This window comes from Paenibacillus sp. FA6 (assembly GCF_051550225.1).
In the GTDB taxonomy this organism is placed as follows: domain Bacteria; phylum Bacillota; class Bacilli; order Paenibacillales; family Paenibacillaceae; genus Paenibacillus_AQ.
On sequence record NZ_CP188820.1, the window covers coordinates 3,988,430 to 4,007,200 of the forward strand.

At 43.4% G+C, this 18,771-nt stretch carries 15 protein-coding genes and 2 pseudogenes; 3 read left to right on the forward strand and 14 right to left on the reverse strand.

Going from position 1 to position 18,771, the window contains the following annotated elements:
* Positions 1-49: 49 nt before the first annotated feature.
* The 6 genes from ACP8HI_RS18415 to ACP8HI_RS18440 form a co-directional block, all read right to left on the reverse strand.
* Positions 50-919: a carbohydrate ABC transporter permease gene (locus ACP8HI_RS18415; RefSeq protein ID WP_438347634.1), complete on the reverse strand. Its 870-nt coding sequence runs from the start codon at positions 917-919 to the stop codon at positions 50-52.
* Positions 919-1,827, reverse strand: a complete 909-nt coding sequence (locus ACP8HI_RS18420; protein ID WP_438347635.1) for an ABC transporter permease — start codon at positions 1,825-1,827, stop codon at positions 919-921. Before ACP8HI_RS18420 ends, ACP8HI_RS18415 begins: the two co-directional genes overlap by 1 nt.
* A 128-nt stretch (positions 1,828-1,955) precedes the next feature.
* Positions 1,956-3,494, reverse strand: coding sequence for a glycoside hydrolase family 3 protein (locus ACP8HI_RS18425; protein ID WP_438347636.1), 1,539 nt, complete (start codon positions 3,492-3,494; stop codon positions 1,956-1,958).
* Positions 3,495-3,551: 57 nt separating this feature from the next.
* Positions 3,552-4,817, reverse strand: coding sequence for an AGE family epimerase/isomerase (locus ACP8HI_RS18430; RefSeq protein WP_438347637.1), 1,266 nt, complete (start codon positions 4,815-4,817; stop codon positions 3,552-3,554).
* A gap of 258 nt (positions 4,818-5,075) precedes the next feature.
* Positions 5,076-6,068: a Gfo/Idh/MocA family protein gene (locus ACP8HI_RS18435; RefSeq protein ID WP_438347638.1), complete on the reverse strand. Its 993-nt coding sequence runs from the start codon at positions 6,066-6,068 to the stop codon at positions 5,076-5,078.
* The gene (locus ACP8HI_RS18440; RefSeq protein ID WP_438347639.1) at positions 6,065-7,075 is read right to left on the reverse strand and encodes a Gfo/Idh/MocA family protein; all 1,011 of its coding nucleotides are present in this window, start codon (positions 7,073-7,075) and stop codon (positions 6,065-6,067) included. The genes ACP8HI_RS18435 and ACP8HI_RS18440 overlap by 4 nt, the downstream gene beginning before the upstream one ends.
* A gap of 138 nt (positions 7,076-7,213) precedes the next feature.
* On the opposite strand from ACP8HI_RS18440, the gene ACP8HI_RS18445 reads away from it, so the two are divergent.
* Positions 7,214-8,125, forward strand: coding sequence for an AraC family transcriptional regulator (locus tag ACP8HI_RS18445; RefSeq protein WP_438347640.1), 912 nt, complete (start codon positions 7,214-7,216; stop codon positions 8,123-8,125).
* A gap of 25 nt (positions 8,126-8,150) precedes the next feature.
* On the opposite strand, the gene ACP8HI_RS18450 is transcribed toward ACP8HI_RS18445, so the two are convergent.
* Positions 8,151-9,146 (reverse strand): zinc-dependent alcohol dehydrogenase, encoded by a 996-nt coding sequence (locus ACP8HI_RS18450; protein WP_438347641.1) that lies wholly within the window; start codon positions 9,144-9,146, stop codon positions 8,151-8,153.
* A 294-nt stretch (positions 9,147-9,440) separates the two neighbouring features.
* On the opposite strand from ACP8HI_RS18450, the gene ACP8HI_RS18455 reads away from it, so the two are divergent.
* The gene (locus ACP8HI_RS18455) at positions 9,441-11,453 is read left to right on the forward strand and encodes a hypothetical protein (protein ID WP_438347642.1); all 2,013 of its coding nucleotides are present in this window, start codon (positions 9,441-9,443) and stop codon (positions 11,451-11,453) included.
* 304 nt (positions 11,454-11,757) lie between these two features.
* On the opposite strand, the pseudogene ACP8HI_RS18460 reads toward ACP8HI_RS18455, so the two are convergent.
* Positions 11,758-11,856, reverse strand: a pseudogene (locus ACP8HI_RS18460) (cold shock domain-containing protein); the annotation flags it as partial.
* Positions 11,857-12,185: 329 nt separating this feature from the next.
* Positions 12,186-12,929 (reverse strand): IclR family transcriptional regulator, encoded by a 744-nt coding sequence (locus ACP8HI_RS18465; protein ID WP_438347643.1) that lies wholly within the window; start codon positions 12,927-12,929, stop codon positions 12,186-12,188.
* Between the two features lie 168 nt (positions 12,930-13,097).
* Here ACP8HI_RS18465 and ACP8HI_RS18470 point away from each other — a divergent pair, with 168 nt between their 5' ends.
* A complete protein-coding gene (locus tag ACP8HI_RS18470; protein ID WP_438347644.1) occupies positions 13,098-14,120 on the forward strand; it encodes an alpha/beta hydrolase in 1,023 nt (340 codons plus the stop codon).
* A gap of 148 nt (positions 14,121-14,268) precedes the next feature.
* Here the strand turns inward: ACP8HI_RS18470 and folE are convergent, their stop codons facing one another.
* The 5 genes and pseudogenes from folE to lepB all read right to left on the reverse strand — a co-directional run bounded on the left by folE (position 14,269) and on the right by lepB (position 18,677).
* Positions 14,269-14,862 carry a GTP cyclohydrolase I FolE gene (folE, locus tag ACP8HI_RS18475; protein WP_438347645.1) on the reverse strand — a complete coding sequence of 198 codons (594 nt, stop codon included), beginning with the start codon at positions 14,860-14,862 and terminating at the stop codon, positions 14,269-14,271.
* A gap of 45 nt (positions 14,863-14,907) precedes the next feature.
* Positions 14,908-15,141 (reverse strand): YneF family protein, encoded by a 234-nt coding sequence (locus ACP8HI_RS18480; protein ID WP_438347646.1) that lies wholly within the window; start codon positions 15,139-15,141, stop codon positions 14,908-14,910.
* 92 nt (positions 15,142-15,233) lie between these two features.
* Complete coding sequence (locus ACP8HI_RS18485; protein WP_438347647.1) at positions 15,234-16,265, reverse strand: HD-GYP domain-containing protein; 1,032 nt, start codon at positions 16,263-16,265, stop codon at positions 15,234-15,236.
* A 26-nt stretch (positions 16,266-16,291) separates the two neighbouring features.
* Positions 16,292-18,042: pseudogene (gene queG / locus ACP8HI_RS18490) on the reverse strand (tRNA epoxyqueuosine(34) reductase QueG).
* Positions 18,043-18,071: 29 nt separating this feature from the next.
* Positions 18,072-18,677: a signal peptidase I gene (lepB, locus tag ACP8HI_RS18495; RefSeq protein ID WP_438347648.1), complete on the reverse strand. Its 606-nt coding sequence runs from the start codon at positions 18,675-18,677 to the stop codon at positions 18,072-18,074.
* Positions 18,678-18,771 lie beyond the last annotated feature (94 nt).

Consider the following 18,771-nt stretch of genomic DNA (forward strand, 5'->3'; position numbering starts at 1 on the left):
TTTATATAATATACAACTAATCAGTCCAACAATGAAGCTAGAATGGCGGCTACTCTTTCAACGCCCCTAACATCACCCCTTTCGCAAAATACTTTTGAACGAATGGATAAATGATAATCATAGGTACAACGCTCGCAATAATTGCCGCAGCCTGCAGTGTCTCAGTAGCGACCAGGAACATGCCTGTATTGTTCGTCGTCTCGATATTGGATTCACTGAGAACGATCAGATTTCGCAGATAGACCTGAAGCGGATTTAAATCCGAATTGCTGATATACATGACGGCATCGAAATAGGTGTTCCAATGCATAACACCATAGAATAAAGATAAGGTAGCAATGGCCGGCATCGATAGTGGCAAGTAAATATTCCATAGAATCTTGCCATGTCCCGCACCGTCAATCTTTGCCGACTCCTCCAAGCTCATCGGCACCGCCAGGAAGAAGTTCCGCAAGAGAATCAGATTGAATGCACTGACAGCAGAAGGCAACAGCATAACCCACATCGTGTCCAGCAAATGTAGTTCTCTTAACAACAGGTAACTTGGAATCATACCTCCCTGGAACAACAAGGTGAACAGCACCATATTCATGACTAAGTTTTTGCCCTTCACCCCCTGCTTCGACAACGGGTATGCCATCAGCGTAGTTAAGGTCATGTTAATCGCAACACCTGCTACGACACGGATAATCGAGACCATAAATGCTTGATAGAAGTCGCCGTCTTGCAGCAGCAAGCGATAGGCTCCCCAGTGGAATTCCACCGGAAAAATCGTTACCTCATTAGATACGACCGCCCTTTGGCTGCTGAATGATTGCGCAAGCACGTGCAAGAATGGAAACAGCGTAATTGTTCCGAACAGTGTCAAGAAGAAGTAATTGAATATTGTTACTGGATGCAGTTTTCGTAATATGTTCATTACCATAATCCTCCTTTACCAAGCTTCTTAGAGGTATAGTTCGTCGTATAGATCAGTATCAGACCCACTGTGGCCTGGAACAAACCGACCGCTGTAGCGAAGCTGTATTTCTGCTGGGTCAGACCTACACGATAAACGTAGGTATCAATAATATCTCCGACTTCATAAACGAGCGGATTGTACAGCATGAATACTTGCTGAACGCCGATTTCCAAAATATTTCCCAGTTGGAGAATAAACATGATTATAATGGTCGACTGAATACCTGGAAGTGTGATATACCAGATTTCATGACGCTTCTTAGCGCCGTCCATCCTCGCCGACTCATATAACGACGGGTCAATACCGGCAATTGCTGCGATGAACACGATTGCAGACCATCCGGATTCCTTGATGATATTGGATATAATCAGAATGCTTCGGAAATAAGCCGGCTCCTTCATGAAGATAATCGGCTCACCACCGAACCATGTAATGATCGCATTGAGCATTCCTTGCGTGGAGAGCACTTGCAGCACGATTCCCCCAAAAATAACCCATGAGAAAAAATGTGGCATATAAAATAAGGTTTGAGCAAACTTACTGAACCATCTGATGCGGACCTCATTCAGCATGATCGCCAGAAGGATCGGTACCGGAAAACCATAAATCAACTTATAAAAACTGATGAGCAGCGTGTTGACAAGCACCGTAATAAATTCGGAATCCTGAAAGAACCTTGCAAAGTGTTTCAATCCGACAAAATCACTTCCCGCAATTCCTTTGAACGGGCTATAATCTTGGAAGGCAATAATCACGCCATACATCGGCAAATATTTAAAGATAATAAAATACAACACACCAGGTAGCAAAAACAGGTACAACATCCAATCAACTCTTAGTGCCTGACGCCATGTTTGGCTTTTCATGTTGATCATCCTCACTTGTTAATAGCCTCTCGGCATTCGCCGGGGCAGATGGGACATGGGTTTCCTTGAACCATCAAAACTGCCTTCCTCCTACTTTCGTAGGGGGATTCTGTATTTCAGCCACAAACTCAAATCCGTGATTTACCCTTCAGCAGATATGAGGCAGCAGCCTTCTGCAACGATGGCGCGAAATCATAAACCAACAAGCTAGGGGCCTGAACATCGTCCATATCATAAGGCGATCCAAAGTGTACCCATACCGATTGTTTGCGCGATTTTATACGTTCATTTATTAGTGCTGATTTATCCTTGCCTAGTGGCTTGCTTCCTGCTGTAGCTACAATAATTAAATCAGCCTCACCTGTCTCTGATATCGCTTGAACCGTCTGATCCACATCCTTGACGGAAACTAGCTTTAGCTCAGGAGCTTTCGCCAGCAGCAACTGTACAAAACTCGTGCACTGCTCATAGCAGATCAAGATACACGCTTGTTCGCTTGTTAGGTTATGTAGCTGTTCAGTTAGGCAACCGGCCTGTATGCCCTGAAGCGGTGTCAATGCCTTCATCGCCAGAGCGTCATCTACCTTGACCGCTTCTTCCGTCAGGAACAAGGAACTGTCATATGGCTTCTGTTCGAATGTGTCGCTTGTCAGGTGATATTTTTGACGAACGCGGTTTAATCTTTCCAGGGACTCATCAATTCTAGACTCCGAAATCGTACCATCCTTGACGGCTAAGATAACTGCCTCCAGCATGGAAACTGCGTCTTCATATGAATTCGGGAAAGCGAGCAGAATGTCGGCACCAGCTTGTAATGCCTTCACACAAGCTTCTGCCTGCGTAAATTGATTCGTTATTCCCTTCATTGACAGACCATCGGTAACAATCACACCATCAAATCCGAGCTTATGACGCAGCAAGCCTGTAGTGATTGGATACGAAAGCGAAGCAGGCGTAAGTGTTTCATCTAGGGATGGAACAGCAATATGTCCAACCATCACAGAGTCTACGCCATCAGCAATCGCTCGCTTGAAAGGAATCAGCTCGAAACTGTCCATGCGTTCCGCATCAAATGACAGCAGCGGAAGATCCTCATGAGAATCCACATGCGTATCCCCGTGACCAGGGAAATGCTTGGCTGTTGCAATCAGACCGTGATCCTGATAACCTCGAATGATGGCGCTGCCTAGTCGAGATACTAGATCAGGATCCTCACCGAAAGAATGTGTCCCAATTACTGGATTGAGCGGATTATTATTAATATCCACCACCGGGCTGTAATTAAAATTAACTCCCATCGCTAGCGATTCCATTGCGGTGATTCGGCCTGCTTCATACGCAAGCGCTTCATCTTGGGTCTCACCAATCGCTCTGTTTTTAGGAAAGTGAACGGCGCCATCCTTCAGCTTGCAGCCTACTCCCGCTATAAAATCAGCGGAAATGAACAAGGGTTGTCCGCTTCCTTCCTTCATTGACACCTGTTGCATTTCGACTGTTAGTGCATGAACCTGCTCAGGCTGATGCAAGCACGTTGTGCCTAAAAACACACCGCCTATTTTCCACTCGGCAATTAATTTCCGAATCGTATCATCGAGCACCGTTCCTCCTGCTGAAACGGTAAACAGCTGGGCTACTTTTTCCTCCAAACTCATAGTTGTTCTCTCCATTTGATTCACTCCAATTTTTAGTTAATCTTTTTATTTTTTATATTAAAAAATTACATTTTATAGTTGAATTAAGAGCAGTAGATTTCGCATGATGTGATAAGGATCCTTAACGGGCAACGCCACAATACGATCTACCGGCGTTCCATCTCTGCTGCGGATTTGAATCCACTCTTTACCTAAGTCTGCTGGGAATAATTTAAATGTATAGTCATGAATTCTCTCATACCACGCCTGCAGTTCCTCATCACCTGTTAAAGAATAAGCGAGCTGACATGCATACAAACTCTCGGAATGCGGCCACCATAATTTCATATCCCATGTTTCACGAATAAGTGCCTCGAAGCTATCTGTACCTGTATTGGCTATCCCCTTCGGCTCTCCGCCATCCAAATCGATGTAACGAAACAATCCACCGTAGATCGGGTCCCATCCTGCTTGCAGCACTTCTTTCATTACTTCTGCACAGATTTGAATCATATCCGAATCTTCTTGGATCTTGGCTTCCGTCATCACAAACCATAAACTTTCCATGCTATGACCCGGATTCAAATGCCTGAGCAGCAGCTGATCCGGATTGGCATCCAGCTCGGTAATACGATCAGCAGAAGTTGGAATCACTTCGCGAATCCGATTGCTGCTATCCCGAAACTTGTAAACAATCCGCCTGCACTCTGTCATCGCTTTCTGCCGGTAATGGCGCTTCATCTCTTGCTTATCGAACGCTTCTGCCGCTTGCGCCAGAGCTTGTAACGTGTTGAGCTTGATCATCGCATAGCCATGCGCATCCATGCCTACAGGGATTGGATAAGGTTCACTCCTTGCGGTCCCATCTACCAGGCGTTGTTCCACCAGCTCATATAACCTTGCCGCACGTTCGTATGCCTCAACATCGCCTGAAATCAGAGCATATTCTGCAAAACCCATAATGACAAAGCAATCGGCATAGAAACTGACATTGTATCCTTCACCCGGCTGCATCTCCTTTAGCTGGCCATCTTCCGTCAATAGAAAGCTACAATCGCCTTCCGGCAAAAACGCATGGTCAACTAGGAATTGGTAAGCTGCCTCCGCTTGTTCTCGATAGGATTCTGCCGACTCAGACATAATCCCCTGCTTGCATAGGGCATAAATACGTGACCATACCCATAGAAATCTGCCTTGAGACCAAGTGAATTTATCGCGATGAATCAATTGGTCGCCTTCTGCATTAAATCCAGTAAAAATACCGCCATACCGCTGATCCACAGCTTGCTTCCAGAAAGGGAGCACCTGCTCTGTTAAATGCTTGAGATGAAAGGTGTGAAGTTCATTTATGCGTTGCATTGCATTCCCTCATTTCAAATTTGACGAAAGTTAACCATTCGATATCACGAACCAAACTATTTATAATTTAATTATATATGCCCGACGCTTCGCAATGTAAGCGAATTCAAGTTGAAAGATGCGGACTATTGTGACAACAAAATATAACGCTTGATCATTACGACAATAAAGGATCACCCCCACCTGCGCCATATAGCACAAGAAAGAGATGACCCTTCACATAAGCAATATATTTTCTAAATACAAACTTAGACTGTATTATCCTAACCGAACGGGTTGACCCGTTTTTACAGACTCATATCCGCCAAGGGCAACTTGTGCGGAACGTAGACCATCCTCACCCGTGATCGGCACTGCCTTACCTTCGAGTAGCACATCGACGAAAGACTTGATCAAATGATCGTCCATCGAATCGCCCCAGAATTCCCACGTTCCTTTGCCATTCTCATCGCTGTATAGCTCGTTGCTCTGAGCAAAGGCATCAATCGTAATAACACCTTCCGTACCGATGATTTCCATCGTGACATCTCCCCATGTCGGGAAGGATTGCGGACGGGACCAGCTTGTATCGAGCACGCCGAATACGCCATTTTCAAACTTAACATGAATCATCCCCGCATCATCGACTTTCAAGCCTTCATTGAATAAAGTTCCTGTATAGGCATACACTTCAGCTGCCCTTGATCCTGTGAACCAGTTCATTAAATCCATAACATGCACGGTATGATCAAGCAGCGCACCTCCGCCGGACAATTCTGGCTCTACGAACCAGCGACCCGGATTCGTACCGCGATTGGTGCCCTTGATGGCGATAATGTCACCAATCGAACCGCGATCTACCGCTTCCTTCGCACGCACTACTGAGATTAAAGAACGGCATGGGAAGGCTGTCATTAGCTGGACATTATTGTCCTTACATGCATCGATCATCGCTTCCATCTCCACAACCGAGATGCCGAGCGGTTTCTCGCATAGCACATGCTTGCCTGCCTTTGCTGCGGCAATCGTCAACTCAGCATGGTGCACATTCTCCGAGCAGATGACAACGGCATCAAGCTCTGATACTGCAAGCAGCTCTCGATAATCCGCATAATACGCAATCTGATATCGATCCACTACATCCGCAACACGGTCATGCACCTCATCTGCGATTCCGACAATTTCCACCTGTGGCAACGTACGGAATCCTTCCAAATAAGAAAAGGCATGCATATGTGCAAAGCTAATAAACCCTACCTTTAATTGTCTCATTTCGATATTCCCCCTTCTGCGTTTGCCTCAAGCGAAACGACCTTGCCCGTCTTCGCCGACTCCACAGCTGCAAGTCCGATCTCAAGCGCCTTGTATGCATCGTGTGCTGTCACAATTGCCTCATCCCCGCTCCGAATGCAACTAATATAGTGCTGGAGCTCCAGCTCATACTGCGTCTTATAACCAGGACTTTCCGGTATCGCGACGAATTTGCTTGCCTTATTCTGCTGCTCCATCTGGCGAATAGCGAGTGAGCTGCACTTCTCACTATCATTTCGAATAACACCCAAGTTTCCTGCAAGCTCAATTCCCGTGTGGAATGCTCCCGGATAGCCCCAAGAAGCTTCAAGATTTGCCACTGCCCCACTAGCAAAATTTAACGTTACATAAGCAAACTCCAGCTTGCCATCGTTATGCGCCATCGCATAGACCGACTTGACCTCACCCATCACCCAGCGCAAATAGTCGATATCATGAATCATCAAATCGATAATTACGCCTCCACTTTTATCCGCTTCCCGGAACCATGGCGCCACATCTGCCGGATGTGCACCTCTGCGCTTCGTATGTACAACGCCAACTTGACCGATCTTGCCTTGATCAACAAAATCCTTCATGCGAGCATACTCTGGAAAGAACCGCACGACATGGCCGACAAACAGTCGTACACCATTCTCTTCGCAGCACTGAATCATGTCCTTTGTATCTTCGAGCGACAAGGATACAGGCTTTTCACTGATTACATGCTTGCCTGCTTTTGCTGCCTTGATCGTCATTTCCTTATGCAAATAGCTTGGCACCGTCACACTGATCACATCGAAATCTGCCTCTGCCAGCATTTGATCAATAGAATAGTAAGGAGTAGCGCCAGTTTGCTGTTCCAAATCCTGCGCCCGCTCAGGAATAATATCGCATACTGCTGTCAGCTCGACATCTGCCATCTTATGATAAGCAGATGCATGCACATGCCCCATTCCTCCGCAACCTACAACCGCTACTTTCATCATTGCACCTCATTTTCTTCTGAATATTCATTGAATATCGTTTCAAGTTTAAGATATACTTTTGCTAGGCTTCCGTAAATGCGGACTTATGTGCAGTTTGTATCCAAATTAGTTCTACACGAAGAAAGGAAGAGCTACATCATGACGGGAATTATTCAGGAACCGATTATTTATCAACACTCCGCACTTCGCCTCAAAGTTTGGCGCTTTGTGGATAATCGACCTGTAACAAAACAACAAGCGAATTGGCATTATCATAAAGAAATCGAACTCATCCTAGTTGAACAAGGTCAGCACGAATTCGAAACTCAGAATCAACTTTATCTGCTTGAGCCTGGTGACATTGTATTACTCGGTTCTTCCCAGTTGCACAGAGCACGCAAGATCAGCCAGGAAACCTTGTCATATATTGTATTGCATGTTGATTTACAACCCTATTTTGATCCTGCTGTAATGATGTATTATAGTCACTTTGCAGAGCTCAAGGAGCCTTTTGATGTAATGAACTATATTTTTGACAATAAAGAGGCCAAACGTGAGATTGCTTGTATTATTACAGATATCCATGACGAAATCATGCAGCAAAGAAAAGGATATGAGCTTGCTGTCAGCATGCGCATGCAGCAATTCATGTTGACTCTGCTTCGTTATGACACACGCAACAAGCTGCAAGCCCACAGCCAGATGGATGGCGACTTTCTTCAGCCTATTGTAGCTTATATACAAGAGCATCTTGCAGAACGCATAGATATGCATGAAGTATGCAGCATAGCTGGGATGAGCTATGCGCATTTCTCCAAATATTTCAAACGAAAAATGGGGATATCCTTTACGGATTATGTCAACCGCAAAAGGATATCGAATGCCGAGCGCTTGCTCGTCACTGAAAATCGGAGTATTCAAGATATTGCTGAATCCGTTGGAATTAACAATAGAGCCCACTTCTATGAATTGTTCAAACGGTATAATAATTGCACTCCAAAGCAGTATTTGGATAAAATGCTATCACAAGAGGATACGAATCCCGATATTCGGCAGCTTCATTCCACTTGACCCCTATGAAATGGATTCTCGCATCTTAATATTTAATAATCGTAGCGATTGTTCTCGTAGGCTTCATGTAATTGTCATAAGCTTCTTGTGCACGATCAATTGGGAGTACATCGGTAATAAGTGGCTTAAGCGATATACGTCCTTCAGCTAATAACCGAATGTACTCCACTATATTTCTTCCTTCAGTCCAGCGAACAAAGCCAAGCGGATAATCACGATTCTCCCTCTCATACCCCTTATCGTAACGACCAGGCCCACCTGCTCGTGAAATAAGCATCTGTGCTTCTTTTCGGAACATAAGACTTCTTGAAAACTCTGCTGTCAAATCACCAACAATGACGATTTTACCACGATCCCGAATCCACTCTAACGATTTATTAATAAGCACCTCGCCTGGACCGCTCACACATAGAAGAACCGCATCTGCTCCTGCTGCTCCAACTGCATCTGCTAAGTTAGCTTCCAATTGCTCTTGCGAATCGTACATATGTAATATTCCTTGTCCACGAAGCATATCGACACGCTCGCTATTTAGATCAATTCCAGCTACGCGATTGGCAGCTGCCTGAGAAATTTGTGAGATCATGTTCCCAAGCGTACCTAAACCAACAACAACAGCCGACTCTCCAAACCTAAGATCAGCTACACGCAGTGCATGTATGGCAATCGCACCTAGACCAGCGAATGCAGCTTCTTCAGGATCTACATGACTTGGCACTACTGCGGTTAGATTAGCTGGAACACACAGCCACTCTGCATGTTTCACATACGGCGCTCCGTAGCAAGCAATACGTGCTCCAACTTCAATATGATGAACACCTTCCCCTACCTGCTCGACAATCCCAACCGCACTGTAACCAAGCGTTACTATTTGATCGGATGCCCGCTTTACAAATTCCAACTCCGTACCAGGACTAATAGCAGAATATTCCGTACGAATCAATACATGTCCAGCTTGTAGTTCAGGCTTGTTCAATTCAGCCAATACAATCTTCCCTAATTGCGTAGCAACTGCTTTCATGTTTAATTCCTCCCTTTATGCACTCTACTCCCATGATAGCGTCAGAGCTAATATATAGACAAATCTTTAACTCGTCTTTAAATAATTATGCAACAGGGATGGAAGTTCATCGAAACCTACGTCAACGAAATTTACATTCAGATTTTATTCCAAAGATAGATTTTGCAACAATTGAAATTGAACCTTATTCACGATCTTGTATAATAGAGTAATATAATCCAGAAAGTTCATTGCAATTTCTTAGCGAATGATGCACATTAACCCTACAATGATTGGGAGGGACATATCACAATTATGCAAAAGAAATCAAATACTGAACAATCTGCACCCCCAGTTCCCAAAGATCTGGGCATACCTGTACAGACCGCCCAAACTATTGACGCAGCATATGGTGTTGAGGATGGAGCAAACGTTATCTACACAACTGTAACTGGCAGCGATGCTTCAGGCCAATTCGCCACTTTTCATGTCATTAACCTTGATACCAATTCGCTCATTCGCTCTTTCAATCTTCAAGATACATCAAACGCATGGAATCATCTGATAACCAAAGACGGTCGTGTCTATATCGGAGCTTCTCATAAAATGTTCGTCTATTCACCAGATACCAAGCACGTGTCAGATCTAGGTATTCCGATTGCTGGAACCTCATCGATCTGGTCGCTTACAGCTGATGAGCAAGGCAATGTCTACGGAGGTATTTATTCTGACAGCATCCATGGTCGTGTATTTAAGATTGATGCCAATACGCTTGCTATTACAGACTTGCTGAATGCTCCTGTTGATGACAAGGAAGATTATATCCGAAGCCTCGCCTATCATGATCGTTGTATCTATGCAGGGACAGGCTCCTACAACGGACGAGTATGGAGAATTGACCTAGCAACGCTAGGTAAGACGAGGATTGAGCCTCCTGGAACGCCAGATGACCCTGTTTATCAAGGGAAGTACAATCAGATGGGCTTCGTATACGACATTGAAATTTATGATAAATTTTTGTTCGCCTTTTACAGTGGTCCTTCAATCATGCACATTTATGACTGTGAGGAGCACTCATGGAAAGATAGAACTTTTGAGGATATTCGGGGGACCAGAAGTGTATCCGGTTATAAGGACGGCAAATTATATACGAGCAAGATGTCTGATAAGCATATGTGGGAGATTGATATTGCCATGCTGACTGAACAACCTGTTATCGATTTCGATGAAAGTATTCGCAATTGCAAATGGCTTCATTTACCCAATCACCCTGAATTCATTAATGGCGCAATGGTCACGATCTCCTATGACGGTAAGATAGTTTTGTATGATCCAAAGCAAAAATTGAAGAAAGTACTCCCTAATTTACTAAAAGGTCAGGGAATTAATATCCAAACGCTTGAAACTGGACCAGACGGGAATATCTATCTGAGCACTTTTATGGGATCAGAAGGTGCTCAGTATAATATTCATACAGGTGAATTCACTTTATTTCCACTTGAGCAATCAGAAGGAATCGGGCATGTAGGTGATACGATATATTTTGGTGTATATCCTAAAGCTGAAATCTCCGCTTGGGACACCAAGTCACCTCTTCCTATTGTGACTGGACCTGAACTATTGTTCCACATCGGAGATGAACAAGATCGTCCATTTGTAGTGACTGAGGGTGACGGCAAGCTGTTAATCGGTACGATTCCCGGGTATTCCAAAAGTGGTGGAGCATTAACAATCTACGACCCTGTGGCATCCGTTGCAAGCGGTAAACCGCAAGTCGAAGTTAACCGCAATGTGGTCCAAGATCAAAGTATCGCAAGCTTGCTATATAAAGATGGATGGATCTATGGCTCCACTTCGATATTTGGGGGTCTTGGAAGTATTCCAGTCGGAACTCGCGCAAAGCTGTTTGTGTGGGATGTTCGCGCTAAGGTAAAGCGATATGAGTGGGAGCCAAAGATCGAAGGACTCGCCAACCTGCAGATGATCAGCGGCTTGGTGTTTGGGCCGGACGGATTCATATGGGCAGCAGCCAATGGCATTGTATTCGCATTTGACCCAATTACGTTCGAGGTCGTTAAATCAAGAAATATTCATCCCGATATAACACAATACGGCAAATGGCGTCCGGTATATCAACGCTTCAGCAGTGATGGTCTGCTTTATTCCAATGCCGGAGAAAGATTGGTCGTAATTGATCCAGAGACGATGGATTATACGCTAATACGAAATAATACTTCCTTGTTCACGATGGACAAGCAAGATAATCTGTACGTAGCTAGCGCAACGAAACTTCTTCGTTATCCTGCATTTGCTAAACAAGAGAATTAGCGTCACTTCTAACGACCTTTATTAGCAGGAGTCAAGTAGAAACGGGTACCGTCCTTTATCAAGGACGGTACCCGTTTCAGTGGAAATATAAGGATTAGAGTATCCAGTGAAACTTATGCTTTCTTATATTTTAAAGAAAAACCACAGCCTCATGCGGTTGTGGTTTTTCACGGTGGAAGCGAGGGAAGTCGAATCCAACGCAATCATTTCTTAACCTGCCTTGGACTAGTATTTGTTACATACGTTGCAAAAAAATAATACTGCCCCAAACAATATGTTTGAGACAGTATTATTAAGCTCTAGATTAGAGTTTTACGACATTCTCAGCTTGTGAGCCGCGATTGCCTTGTGTGGTATTAAATTCTACACGTTGACCTTCATCCAAAGATTTATAACCGTCTCCAACTTAACGGCTTTTCTGGAGAACCATGTTCGGAATTCACTTAATAAAGAATCGATATATGTTAGCATATGGTCATTTTCCGAGAACTTTTGACTGTCCAGAACTGATACTATTTTTTTTATAATTGACGAATTTCCATGTTGATTCTGGATTGTGAAAGCAATTTTTTTTCGTTCTATCATCTTGTAGTATTTGAGATCACTTTTTTCGTTTTTTCCCCAGCTTCACTATAATAAGGTCTGCTTGACTGATCCAAAACAAGTATGGATGAATTTGTGATTAAGTAATGATACTGTTCCTAATGATTGAAGTAACTCATGGTTTTGTTACTATGAAATCATTAACCCCATATCATGTGCTGCTTCCACTAGAAGTGGTGCATATTCATCCAATGTATTCATGGATAGCCGGTTCACTGGACCTGATACGGATAGTGCAGCGACAACAATGCCATTACGATTAAAGATTGGAACCGAGATAGCTGCTGCTCCAGGCTCCCTCTCTTCAAAGCTCGTGGCATATCCGCACTCTCGTATATCAAGCAACTGCTTCATGTAGCTACTACGATCTACAATGGATGACCATTCGGGGGTATTCAACAGTTCTGCCTGTTCTTCTGCAGTTGCAAACGCAACAAGAACCTTGCTAGATGCTCCAACAAATAATGGAAGCCTTGCACCAACCTGGGCCACGCGCCGAATAGCTTGGTTGCTCTGAACTGCCTGTATACGGAGTCTTTCATTACCCTCACGTAAATAAAGGCTAACCGTTTCACCCAATCGGTCCCTCAATTTCTCCATTGCTGGCAATAACAATGTGGCCGGGTCATCACTTTGCGACAAATGCGTAGATAACTCCCATATCTTCATTCCAAGTCGATACTTCTCTGTCGACTTATCCCGTGTAACAAATCCCCTTTCCTCAAGCGTCGAAAGTAATCGATGAACAGTACTCTTATGGAGACCAATCTGTCCAGCAATCTCCGTCAGACCTAGATCAACATTCCTAGTGAAACATAATAATATATCAAGTGCCCGCTCTACGGATCGGACCGTCAGTTTGCGATCTTCCAAGATGAATCGCCCCTCTTTATCGTTTCACCACGTGAAACATGGTTACATAATTATATGAAATAACGAGATTAAAGTCTACATATTACAATTAGCTTACAAATGTACATACTGCATTGACTTTAATTCCATCGAGGCATACGATAAATATGAGACATAAGGAGGCCACATATGAACACTATAACTAATACTACTGGCCCTGGCTCTCAACCCATTCATAAGCCATCCATACGGATCTCACCGCGTTTCGTACGCGCTAAGCATATTATAGTCGCATTACTAATGACGTCTATCTTTTTCCTCATCTTTTGTTTCGTTGCCTTACACGCTTATATTGCCTGGGTATTATCGAATCCAACTGTCGCTTCATTGTACTCTAATCCCTTACAGGCCAAATCTATGAATTATGAGAATGTTACTTTCCCTGCGCTCGATGACAGCCGTATGATGCATGGTTGGTATATTCCTGCTGAAGGCTCCCAGAGAACGATTGTATTCAGCCACGGTTATGGAGCTAATCGCGAGGAATCCTGGGTTCCTATGTATGATCTTGCTCATTATGCACACAGCCTCAATTATAATGTACTGATGTTCGATTATGGATTTGCAGCCCAATACAATAAAGATGTTGCTACGGGTGGCAAGATTGAAACTCAACAACTACTAGGAGCTATCAAGCTTGCTAAAGAACGAGATGCAGAACAAATTATTGTATGGGGATTTTCCATGGGAGCAGGTACTGCACTTCAAGCAGGTCTACAGACAGAGGATGTGGATGCCATGATTCTTGACAGCACCTTTCTCTTGGAGCCAGACACACTGTATCACAATATTAAGAATCAGATTAACTTACCTCGACATCCCTCATTGGAGATTTTACAGGTATTATTTCCAATATTGAACGGTACAAGCTTGAACCAAATACCATACCAACAAGTCAAGAGCTATGATTATCCCTTCCCTGTCTTCTTTATACATGGAACAAAGGACGTCAAAGCGCCCTTTGGGATTGCCGAAGTGTTAGCTTCCAATCAAACTAATTCACTCTCTGACGCATGGATTGTTGATAATAGCCATCATGAACTCATCTTTCGAGAACATTCTCGTGAATACTTGCACCGCGTTTCTTCATTCCTTGGAAAAGTAAAAACATCCTTAAACAAGCAAGCAGAAACGGCTGCGCCGTCCTTTTGAAGGACGGTATCCATCTCTGCCGAAATATAAGAATTGGAGTATGAAGTGAAACTTATACTTTCTTATATTTTGATAAAGAGGCTCTGTCTTGGCGACAGAGCCTCTTTATTACTTATTTGACTTCTTCTTACATACAGCTTTATGTTGTCTAATCTCTAATCAATGATAGAAACTCCGCACGTGAAGCGGAATCCTCGCGGAACACTCCTCTTACGGCAGAAGTTACCGTCTTACTACCCGATTTCTTCACACCTCGAGAGCACATGCATAAATGCTCCCCTTCTACGACAACCATCACACCATTAGGTTGCAACACTTCATTGATAATATCTGCAATTTGCGATGTGATCCGTTCCTGCACCTGCAGGCGACGAGTTATCGCATCAACCAATCGCGCAAACTTACTGAGTCCAGCAATTTTGCCACTTGGGATATATCCGATATGAATTTTGCCAAAGAAAGGTGCCATGTGATGTTCGCATTGGCTGTAATACACAATATCTTTTACAATAACAAGTTCCTCATGATTCTCATCAAACGTCACGCCTAGTACATCACGAGGATCTACTTCATAACCAGCAAAAATTTCCTCGTACATACGTGTAACGCGCGCTGGTGTCTCAAGCAATCCTTCTCGCTTAGCATCTTCACCGATTAAATTTAATATTTGCTCAATGTGATACTCTATCTTCTCACGATTTTTACCTACATCAGTATTTGAATAGTCTTTAACTCCAGCCATAATATCTCTTCCTCTCTCGGCCGAACTCCCAGATAGAAAGATTACTTACCTTTTACGGCTTTGGCCTCTCTTGGGAACAGCCGGCTGATTCTTCATCATCTGCTGTGCTTTCTGCATCTGTTTGCCATTCAAATTATACCCCATCTGTTTGGCCATCTTTTGAAGCATTTCTGGATTACTTTGCATTTTCTCCATCTGTTTGCGTAAGTAATATACACCTATGAAAAACCCACCAACTAATCCTACAATTAAAGTGATAATAGGAAGTGCAATATCCATTCTCAGCCACCTCGACATTTACATTTGTTTGTCTAACTTGCTTGCGCACGAACATATCATAGCATGTCCTTTAATCGCTAGCAAATATAATTCTAGGCGAGTTCCGCCTCGATAAAGATGGTTGTTTCCTGAGCTAAATCTACTTCCTTAATATCCAGATCATTGCCATTGTTACGTATAATACGTACTACGGGTCGTCCTGGAAGTCCTCTGTGCTGACTCACTACTACACCAGTTTCTTTCGTGGACAGACGGACAGCTGTTCCGTTCGGGTAAATCGATACCATTCTTGTAAACTGGATCAACACGTCCCTATCCAGCTGTTGTTCCGACATCGCCATCATTTTCTCACAAGCCTCATGTGGAAGTAGCGCCTTATCTCCATCCAAATGACTGATTAAATGATCATACGTATTGGCAACAGCAACGATCTTGGCATAGATATGAATTTCATCCCCTGACAACCCTCGTGGAATACCGAATCCATCGACTCTTTCATGATGCTGTAACGCCACATGCGCAATCAGAAGATTGAATTCCCGTTTGTTCTTGATCTTCTCAAATCCACGCCATGTATGATGCTCTCTCACACTAGGTGATATCTCATCTTCCAATAACAAACCGTTCTTCCCTAGGTCATGTAACAGGGCTCCAATGGCTAGTTCTTTCGTCTGAATATAATTTAGACCTAAATTAATCCCCATAACCGTGGATAATAAACAAACGTTCATAGCATGCACATACTGTGCGTTATCGACAGTACGAATATCCGTTAATTCGATGAGTAGCTCTTTATTACTTATAACATCGGACAAAAGCATGTCGATACTTGTACCAATATTTTTTACATTCCATTCCTTACCTGATCGCACTGCTTCAAATGTGTCGTTTATTCCATGAATAAGACTCTGCTTGGTCGCTTCTTGTAACATATCCTCAACCTCAACATCATCAAATAAAGGGTCTTGAATATACAGCATTGTTACGCCGATCCGATTAAGTGTATTGACCATATATACTGTGAGTTGAACTCCTGCTGATAAGAGCACTGTTCCATTCCCAGAATATACAGATTTACCGAGGAACTGTCCTGCTTCTACATCTGCAATATTTGCATATCTCATGAATGATTGTTCCCCCATATAATCCACTAACTTTTATTGGTATTATTTCTTTCAGTTAACGATCCTTCTATAGACAAGAGGTGTCTTTTGATTTCTAGACCTCCACTATAGCCTACTAGAGACCCTTCCTTACCAACAATACGATGGCAGGGCACTATAAGCGGTATCGGATTTTTATTATTAGCTCCTTCAACAGCTTTTACTGCCCTAGGACGTTCAATTGCCTCCGCCATTTGTATATAGGTAATTGTCTCCCCATAAGCAATATCGGCAAGTGAGGCCCATACTTGTAGTTGAAATGGCGTACCTCTCATATCCGTCGGAAGATCAAATTGTTTCCGTTCGCCTGCGAAGTATTGTTCCAACTGTATTTTCGCCTCAGTTAGTCGTTCTTCATCATGTACAAATTCAGCATCTATTGCCCAATTACGCGACCACTGCTGCACGAAAGACTCTCTAAGAGAATACGATCCAAATTCAACTCGACAGATCCCTATCTCCGATGCAAACAATGTCAATATTCCAATAGGAGTTGTCATTTCATCATAATAAATCATTTCATTTGAATTCTTCATAACTCTTTCACTTCCACATTAGACGGTTGTAGCTTTTCTTTGGCTTGTCTGAGCATTTGCAACACCGACTCCTCTTGTTCTACAGCCATTCCCTTTATGACACTGTTCAAAGCATCCTCGCCTCCAATACGTCCCAACGCCCACGCAGCTGTTCCCCTTATCTCTATTCTAGGGTCCTTTAACAACACTTCTTCCAGTCTCGGTATGGCGGAACGATCTTTGAAATTACCCAGTGCAATAATAGCATTTCGCTGAATAGGGTTCTTCCCTCTCCATGCTGCTGCGCTCCCTCCAAATTGCTTCTTAAATTCTCGGTTACTTAGATCAAGAATAGGAAACAGAAGTGACTTTGCTATTTCAGGATCTGGTAGAAGTTGTTCATTATGATTCCAACTCTTGCCACGATTTTTGGGACAGACAATTTGACAAGTATCGCAGCCATATAATCGATTTCCAATCTTGATCATCTGTTCATCTTCCAACAAGCCTTTCGTTTGCGTTAAGAATGAAATACAGATCTTTGCATTGATTTGCCCTGGACCTACGAGCGCTCCCGTCGGACATGCCTCAAGACATTTCGTGCACTCCCCACAATCTTCTGTTACAGGTGTGTCTGGTGAAAATGGTATATTCGTAACGAGTTCCCCCAGATATATCCACGAACCCCATTTCGGCGAAATAATTAAACAGTTCTTCCCACTAAAACCTATACCCGCTCGCTCAGCAACTGCGCGATCTACTAGAGCACCCGTATCAACCATGCTTTCTATTACCGCTTCTGGAACACGTTCCCGAATAAAGTTCTCAAGCTTCTCCATCGCTTCCCGTAGCACGTAATGATAATCTCTTCCCCATGCAGTCCGAGCGAACATCCCCCGGTTAGCACCCGGTTCTGATTTTGGAGGGCTCTCCATTTTGGATGGATAGGCCACAGCAATCGCGATCAGTGATGCGGGTTGAGATGAAGCTAATGTAGGTGTTACTCTTTTATCTAAATCTGGCTCTTCGAAGCCTGATTCATATCCCTTATCACGTTGGTCCTGCAAAAGTGACTTCAGCGAAACAAACGGATCCGCTGTAGCAAAACCAATATCATCAATACCTAAACTAGGTGCAGCTAATTGAATCTCCTTCTTTAGTTGTTCCCAGAAGGATGGCGAGGGAGCATAAGGTGACTGTAATTGCGTATGTTGTATCTTCATCTCCCCATCGTCTCCTTGTCTTTCAAAGATTATAATCCTCTAACTTTATTGAATGGCCAAAATATAAACTCTGCCCTTCCAACAATCAAATTCGATGCTACCGTTCCGAAATAACGACTATCCTTGCTCTCTCCTAGATGACGATTATCGCCCATGACGAAATATTGATCCTCTCCTAGCTTGATCTCCAAGAAATCCTGATCTTGAATACTTACATCAATATACTCCTCTTGTTGGAGTTGACCATTGAGATATAGTTGATGATCTTTAACCTCAACCACATCTCCAGGAACACCGATGACACGCTTAACAAGAAACTCTTTCCTGCTATCATCTTGGCTTGGATCATGTAGCACAACAACTTCACCCTGTTTAGGTGCTGAGAAGGTGTAGATTATTTTATTAATGAACAAGCGCTCTCGTTCTACTAATGTTGGTTGCATGGATTGCCCTTTAACCATGGACAAATTAAATACAAATATATTAAGCAACGACATGATTACAAATACAACAACAAGTGTTTTGATCCAGTCCCATAATTCTGCTTTCCATCCTGGTTTATGTTCTCCAGTTATTGCATTAGGTGAGTTAGTACTTTCTAGCGTAACTCCTTCTAATGATTCATTGTTACTCATATTACACCTCTTCTTTTTACTGATTATTTCAAAAAGAAACGGCTGTGCCGTCCCCTTTTAGAAGTTTATGCTTCAGAAGCTAGCGACACTTCGT